Raw genomic sequence first — 7,122 nt, forward strand, 5'->3', positions numbered from 1 at the left:
GCGCCGCCGCGCGGATCCCAGGCCGACCAGGCCCAGTACCCGAGGATCGTCATGTCCCAGTAACTCGGGGCGCCGTCGGGCAGGGCCTCGCGCACCGCCTCAAGGACGCGGGTCTCGGTCTCCAGGCCTTGCCCCGCCAGGCGGTCGGCGACCTCGCGCTTGACGTCCGCGGTCTCGCGCTCGGCCCGTTCGGAGCGCGCGCGGGGGGTGACGCGGGCGGCGACGGCCTCCAGCGCGAGGGCGGCGTCGGCGTGGATCGCCAGGGCGGGGCCGTTGGCCTCCAGCTTGCCCAGGTCGGCGTCGATCTGGACGACCCGGCCCTTGGGGCGCATCGTGTGGTAGTTGCTGGACAGCTCGCCCAGGCCGGAGCCGACGACCAGCAGCACGTCGGCCTGTTCCAGGTAGTCGGTGGTGTGCCGGTCCTCCAGCCAGGACTGCAGGGAGAGCGGGTGTTCCCAGGGGAAGGCGTCCTTGCCGCCGAAGGTGCAGGCCACCGGCGACTGCAGGTGTTCGGCCAGGCGCAGGAGCGCTGCCTGCGCGCGGGCGCGGGAGACGCCGCCCCCGGCGAGGACGACGGGCCGCTTCGCCCCGTCGAGCAGGCGCACGGCCTCGTCGAGCAGTTCGGCGCGCGGGCGCAGCGGCTCCGGGGAGCCGTCGACGTCGGCCACGGGCGGCAGCTCCACCGGGGCGAGCAGGACGTCCTGCGGGATCTCCACCCACACCGGCCCCGCGGGCGCCGAGGCGGCGCTGCGCCAGGCCTCGGCGATCGCCGAGGGGATCTGCGAGGCGTGGCGGACCGTGTGGACGGACTTGACCACGCCGCGCGCCGAGGCCGACTGGTCGGGAAGCTCGTGCAGGAAGCCGCGCCGCGCGCCGCCCAGCCCCTCGGAGGGGATCTGGCTGGTGATGCACAGCACCGGGGCGGACGCGGCCGCCGACTCCTGGAGAGAGGCCAGGGTCAGCAGGGCGCCGGGGCCGGTCGACACCAGCAGCGGGGTCACCTCGCCGGTCAAGCGCGCGTGGCCGTCGGCGGCGAACGCCGCGTTGTTCTCCACCCGGCTGGAGACGAACCGCACCTCGGGCCGGGAGTGCAGGGCGTCGAACAGCCCCAGCGCGTGCTGGCCGGGGATGCCGAAAGCGGTGCGGGCTCCCAGGGCGATCAGCGTCTCGACGGCGACGTCGCCGCCGTTGCGGGGTCGTGTCACGGAGGACGGCCTTTCGGTGCGGTTCGGTGCGGTTCGGTGCGGCGCCGCCCCGGTGGAAGGACGGGAGGGGCGGCGCCGCGTGCTCGGGCGTCAGGTGGTGGCCGGGCACCGGCGCCGGTTCTGGGCCCGGTGCCGGTGCAGGGCTCAGTGCTTGTTCAGGGCGAGAACGCTGACGAGGTCGTAGGCGACGTGGCAGGCGGCGGTGGCGGTGATCTGCGCGTGGTCGTAGGCCGGTGCGACCTCCACCACGTCGGCGCCGACCAGGTTGCACGAGCCCAGGCCGCGCAGGATCTCCAGCAGTTCGCGGCTGGTGATGCCGCCCGCCTCGGGGGTGCCGGTGCCCGGGGCGTGCGCCGGGTCGAGCACGTCGATGTCGACCGACACGTACAGCGGCCGGTCCCCCACCCGCTGGCGGAGCGCGTCGGCGATCTCGTCGACGCCCTTGCGCATCACGTCGGCCGCGGTGACGATGCCGAACCCGAAGCGGCGGTCGTCCTCCAGGTCCTTCTTGCCGTAGAGGGGGCCGCGGGTGCCGACGTGGCAGATGGCCTCGGTGTCGAGGATGCCCTCCTCCACGGCGCGGCGGAACGGGGTGCCGTGGGTGTAGGGCTCGCCGAAGTAGGTGTCCCAGGTGTCCAGGTGGGCGTCGAAGTGGACCATGGCGATCGGGCCGTGCTGGGCGTGCAGGGCGCGCAGCAGCGGGAGCGCGATGGTGTGGTCGCCGCCCAGGGTGACCATGCGGGTCCCGCCCTGGATGAACCCGGTGGCGGCCTCCTGGAGGGTCTCCACGGCGTCGCCGATGGAGAAGGGGTTGACGGCGATGTCGCCGCCGTCGGCCACCTGGACTTCGGCGAAGGGCGACACGTCCAGGCCCGGGTTGTAGGGGCGCAGGAGCCGGCTGGCCTCGCGGATGGAGGCGGGGCCGAAGCGCGCGCCGGGCCGGTAGGACACGCCCGTGTCGAAGGGAACGCCCACCACCGCGATCCCGGCGTGGTCGACCTGGTCCAGCCGGGGCAGGCGGGCGAAGGTCGCGGGCCCGGCGAAGCGGGGGACGCGGCTGGAGTCGGTGGGGCCGATCGGTGCGGACATCGTCGAGGGCCTCTCTCGTCTGTCGTTCGGTTCCGCTGCGGTTCGCAGCCTTGGGGTCGGGCGGGCGGGCCGGGTCAGCCCGCGCCCTCGTCGGAGGCGACCGGGGTCGTCCGGTCGGCGCTCGGGGAATCGGGGTCGGCGCCGCGGCCGTCGGCGTCCGGGTCGGGCTCGCCGCGGACCCGGCGCTGCCAGGCGTCGAGGACGGCGGGCGCGGTGGGCGCGCTGGCGAGGCTGACCGCGATGTAGGCGGCCAGCGAGGCGCCGAGGCCGTAGTAGATGGCCTCGTTGGCGAGCATCCCCTTGGCGGCCATGGTGGCGATGACGGTCGCGGCGCCCACGAGCATGGAGGCCAGCGCCCCCGGACGGGTGCCGCGCCGCCACACCAGGCCGCCGAGGATGGCCACGAGCAGGCCGCCCACGAGGATGTTGTAGGCGACGGTCAGCCCGGCCACCACGTCGTCGACGAGCAGGGACACGGCGATGGTCCCGGCGCCCAGGACGAGGGTGGTGATCCGGTTGGAGGCGACCTCGTCGCGCTCCCCCTCGGCCGCGCCGTCGGCGGAGGGGGCGCCGCCGGAGGGGGCGCCGCGCCGCCACAGGCGCCGGACCTCGGGCAGCAGGTCGGTGGAGGTCACCGCCGAGCAGGCGATCAGGGCGCCGCTGGCGGTGGACATGACCGCCGACAGGGCGGCGGCCAGCACCAGCCCGGCCAGCCCGGTCGGAAGGGTGTCGGCGACGATGAGGGAGAAGGCGTCGTCGGGGTTGTCCAGCCCGGGGAAGAGCACGGCGGCGGAGGTGCCGATGAGCGCCCCGGCCACGGCGTAGACCAGGCAGTAGACCCCGGCTCCCAGCCCGCCGCCGGTGACGGTCGCGTCGTTGCGGCCGGTGAAGACGCGCTGCCAGATGTCCTGCCCGATGAGGATTCCGAGCGCGTAGATGAGGAAGTAGGTGGCGATCGTGCCGCCGCCGATGCCGAACGGGGAGAAGTGGCCGGGGCCGAGGGACTCGTGCATCCCCGAGAGCCCCCCGGCGTGCCAGACCGCCACCGGGGTGAGGATCAGCAGCAGGCCGAAGGTCTTGATCAGGAACTGGGCCATGTCGGTCAGCGTCACCGACCACATGCCGCCCAGGGTCGAGTAGGTGACCACGATCGCGCCGCCCAGGATGATGGCGACGGCGCGGGGCATGTCGAACAGCCCGCTGAAGACGGTGGAGAAGGCCAGCGTGGAGGGCACCGTCAGCATGAAGGTGTAGCCCCACATGACCAGCCCGGACACGGCGCGGGAGTTGCCGCCGTAGCGCAGGTCGAGCATCTGGGCCACGGTGTAGACGCGCAGGCGGGAGATGCGGCGCGCGAAGAAGGCGTGCAGCAGGATGATGCCGACGCCGATCGCGCCGACCATCCAGGCGCCGGACAGGCCGTAGGTGTAGCCGAGCCCGACGCCGCCGATGGTGGAGGCGCCGCCGAGGACGACGGCGGCCATCGTGCCCGAGTACATGAACGGGCCGAGGCGGCGGCCTGCGACCAGGTAGTCGCTCTTGTCGCGGGTGCGGCGCATGCCCCACCAACCGAGGGCGACCATGCCCGCCAGGTAGAGCGCGATCACCGCGAGGTCGATCGTCATGCGTGCTCCTCGTGAGGGGGAGTGTCCTGGCCTACGGGGGTCCGAGACCCGGATCACCGGATTCCTGCACGTTAAAGGCGCATAAGCTGGGCTGTAACTGGATGTTCCGCACAGCTTGGCCCAGTCCCCTGGTCGTTCCGTCCCGTCCGCCCCTGCGTGCAGGCCCCTGGGCGCCGGAGGCGGGGACGCGCGTTCCGGCCGGTGCGGGCGAGCGGGAAGGGGGCGTATGCACGGCGACGGGAGCGTCCCGCTGAAGCGCCTTTTGGACCGGCGCGACCTGGGGCTGCGCGCGGTCGTGCTGCCCGAGGGCGAGCCGCCGTCGGTGCGCTGGGCGGCGGTGAGCGAGCTGCGCGACCCGGCGCCCTACCTGGTCGGCGGGGAGCTGGTGCTCACCGCCGGGGTGAACATGTCCACCGCCCCGGACGATCTGGAGGCCTACGTGTCCGGCCTGGTGCGGGCCGGGGCGGGGGCCCTGGGGCTCGGGGTGACGCCGGTCTTCGACGAGGTCCCGCCGGGGCTGGTGGAGCGGTGCGCCGCGCACGGGCTGGCGCTGCTGGAGGTCGCGCGGTCCACGCCGTTCGTGGCGGTGGGGCGCGCGGTGGGCGCCCTGCTGGAGGAGGAGCGCGTCGGGGAGGTGCGGCGGGTCAGCGAGGCCCACCGCGCACTGGTGCGGTCGGTGACGGCTGCCGCCCCGGATGAGCGGGTGCTGGCGACCCTGGCCGGGGCGCTGGACTGCTGGGCCGTGGTGCTGGACGGGCAGGGCGCGGGGCCGCGCCTCACCGCCGCCTCGCCGCCGCGCGACCTGGGGGCGGAGGTGGCCGAGCTGGCGGGGCGGCTGCGCCGCCCGCGGGGGCCGCGCAGCGCCAAGGCGGTGCTCGGCGGGGACGAGGTGTTCCTGCACGCGGTGGGCGAGCCGCCGCGTGAGCAGGGGGTGGTGGTGCTGGGGAGGCCCACACCGCTGGACATGGCCGAGCGGGCGGTGCTGGGAACGGCGGTCGCGCTGCTCGGTCTGCTCTCGCGCGGGGCGTCGGCCGCGGTGCCGGGCCCGCTGCTGTGCCGCCTGCTGCTGGACGGCCCGAGCGCGCCGGAGCTGGCACCCATGGTGGCCCCTCTCGCCGGCCGGGGCCCGGCCCCCGAAGCGGACACGGCACCGGACGCCTTCCGGGTCCTGCACGCGGTACGCGCGGGCCGGGGGCCCGCCCCGGCGGCGGCCGACGCGGCGGCCGCCCTCGGCACGGAACTGGCGGACCCGGGCACCCCCGGCGGGGACGTTCCCCTGCGCGCCATCGTGGCCGACCGGGCGGACGACGCCCCGTCGGACGGTGAGGGGCCCACCGAGGCACTGGACGCCCTGTACCGCCGGGGCTGGCTCGGGGCGATGAGCAGTGCGGTCGGGGTGGCGGACCTGCCCGAGGCCGACCGCGAGGCCGCCGCCCTGCTCCTCCGGGCCCGCGCGGCCGCCCGCCCCTTGGTGGCACGGGACAGGGAGGACCCGCTCGAAGCCGCCATCGACCCGGCGGCGGCGGAAAGGGCGGCAAAGGCGCTACTGGGCCCCTTGGCCGAGGAGACCGGGTCGGCGGCGATGCTGCGGGAGACCCTGCGCGCATGGTTGGCGAGAAACGGCAACTGGGACCGGACCGCCGCCGACCTGGGAGCGCACAGGAACAGCGTGCGGTACCGGATCGGAAGGATCGAGAGGGACTTGGGAATCGACCTGTCCGACCCGGAACAGAGGATGCGGATGTGGTTCGCCGTCACCCGCCTGCCGGGAGCCCGGTAGTCGGTCCGCTCGGTGCCGACGGGCGGCCGGGTCCGCCGAACCACGCCGCCCGGCCCTATCGACCACCGGAATCGCCGCGGCCCGGGGGCCGCGACTACCAGGGGAAGCCGCGCCACCTGCAGCACCGCCGGTTGCACGGAGGGTGCGCGGTCACCGTTCCTGGCGGCGATAGGACTAGCTGGTGCCCCGCTCACCGGCCCCAGCCGGGCGCGGCGGCTCGGCGGAGTGCAAGGGGGAGGGCGGCGACGAGGCAGGTAGGCGGCTCTTCCGGCAGCGCTGTCGAGCGGCGGGCGTGCGGGTGGTCACCGTGATCGGCGGCGACGGGAACAGCTGGCGCCCCACTTAAGACTGCTTGCCGAGCGGCGGGCCGCCGGGGCGCGGCGACGAGAGCAGCGACGACAAAGGCGAGCGGCCCGACCTGCAGCGCTGTCGGCTATCCGGCGTGTGAATGGTCACCGTAATTGGCGGCGACGGGAACAGCTGGTACCCCACTCAAGGCTGCTTGCCGAGCGGCGGGCCGCCAGGGCGTGGGGTAGGAGGCCTGCGACGGCGAGAGCGGGGCGGTTCCCCAGGCCCGCCTGCCGTCCGCCGGGTTCCTCGCGGCCCGGGAAGCGGCGCGGTACCGGGGTTCGCGGTCTTCGACACCCAGGGCGGCCGCCGGACCCGCACAGCGAACCCCGTTAGGACTGTGACCTGGGCGAATACTCCGCGTCAACTGCGGGTGGGGCCGGGATGCGCGCCCAGCGACGCCCCCGGAGGCCCCGGAGCGACGAAGAGCGCAATCCCAGAACAGGTTCTAGAGGCGAGATGTCCTGTTCATGTCCGTCTGAGATGTTCCGGTTGAGTACGAGGGCGAGCACGGGGCTGCCCCGGGCGCCTCCGCCGGGCCCCCTGGGCCCGCGCGGGGCCGATATCGGCTACACGCAGTGACACCGCCCCGGCAAACGGCCCCGGCGTGCCATTTAGGGGCCCAATGGCGCCGGATCCCGTTCACGTATCGCGATGAACGCACCCTCACGCCGCCCGCCGGGCCGCCCCGGCCGTCGAACGGGGCGCGCAAGGCGCCCCGGCGGCTGAGAAACCAGGCGAAGCGGACACCGGGCCGGTACCGGCGGGCCCGGAACCCGCCTTCCGGGCCCCGCGGGCACCCCAGAGGCATCCCGTGTCGTGGAACCGCCGCTTTCGGGGCGATCGGATGTCGGCCCCACCACGCAGGAGGGCCGAAGCCCACCACGCGTGCCTGGTATGTCCGCTTCTGGCTCCCGTAGGGGCAACGAGTGTGCTGTTTGGAGCACTCTTGCGCATCCAGTGTGCACTTTTGTGCACACCGGATGCCTGAACCGACTCCCCAGCGCCCGGTAGGCCCGGCCTCCGCCCGACGGCTCCCGGACCCGGCGGCCGCCACGAACGCGGGCGACCCCCG

The 7,122-nt window shown here is 74.8% G+C and carries 4 protein-coding genes; 1 reads left to right on the top strand and 3 read right to left on the bottom strand.

Annotation, left to right across the window (positions count from 1 at the left end):
- From D476_RS0113515 to D476_RS0113525, 3 genes are all read right to left on the bottom strand, one after another.
- A partial coding sequence (locus D476_RS0113515; RefSeq protein ID WP_017624474.1) for a thiamine pyrophosphate-binding protein occupies nucleotides 1-1,205 on the bottom strand: 1,205 nt, incomplete at its 3' end.
- Nucleotides 1,206-1,349: 144 nt separating this feature from the next.
- Nucleotides 1,350-2,294, bottom strand: coding sequence for an agmatinase (gene speB / locus D476_RS0113520; RefSeq protein WP_017624475.1), 945 nt, complete (start codon nucleotides 2,292-2,294; stop codon nucleotides 1,350-1,352).
- 74 nt (nucleotides 2,295-2,368) lie between these two features.
- Nucleotides 2,369-3,919: a sodium:solute symporter gene (locus tag D476_RS0113525; protein WP_017624476.1), complete on the bottom strand. Its 1,551-nt coding sequence runs from the start codon at nucleotides 3,917-3,919 to the stop codon at nucleotides 2,369-2,371.
- Between the two features lie 226 nt (nucleotides 3,920-4,145).
- Between D476_RS0113525 and D476_RS0113530 the strand changes: the two genes are divergently transcribed.
- Nucleotides 4,146-5,699 carry a PucR family transcriptional regulator gene (locus tag D476_RS0113530; RefSeq protein ID WP_017624477.1) on the top strand — a complete coding sequence of 518 codons (1,554 nt, stop codon included), beginning with the start codon at nucleotides 4,146-4,148 and terminating at the stop codon, nucleotides 5,697-5,699.
- The last annotated feature ends 1,423 nt before the right edge of the window (nucleotides 5,700-7,122 follow it).

It is taken from the genome of Nocardiopsis chromatogenes YIM 90109 (assembly GCF_000341185.1).
GTDB classification, from domain to species: domain Bacteria; phylum Actinomycetota; class Actinomycetes; order Streptosporangiales; family Streptosporangiaceae; genus Nocardiopsis_A; species Nocardiopsis_A chromatogenes.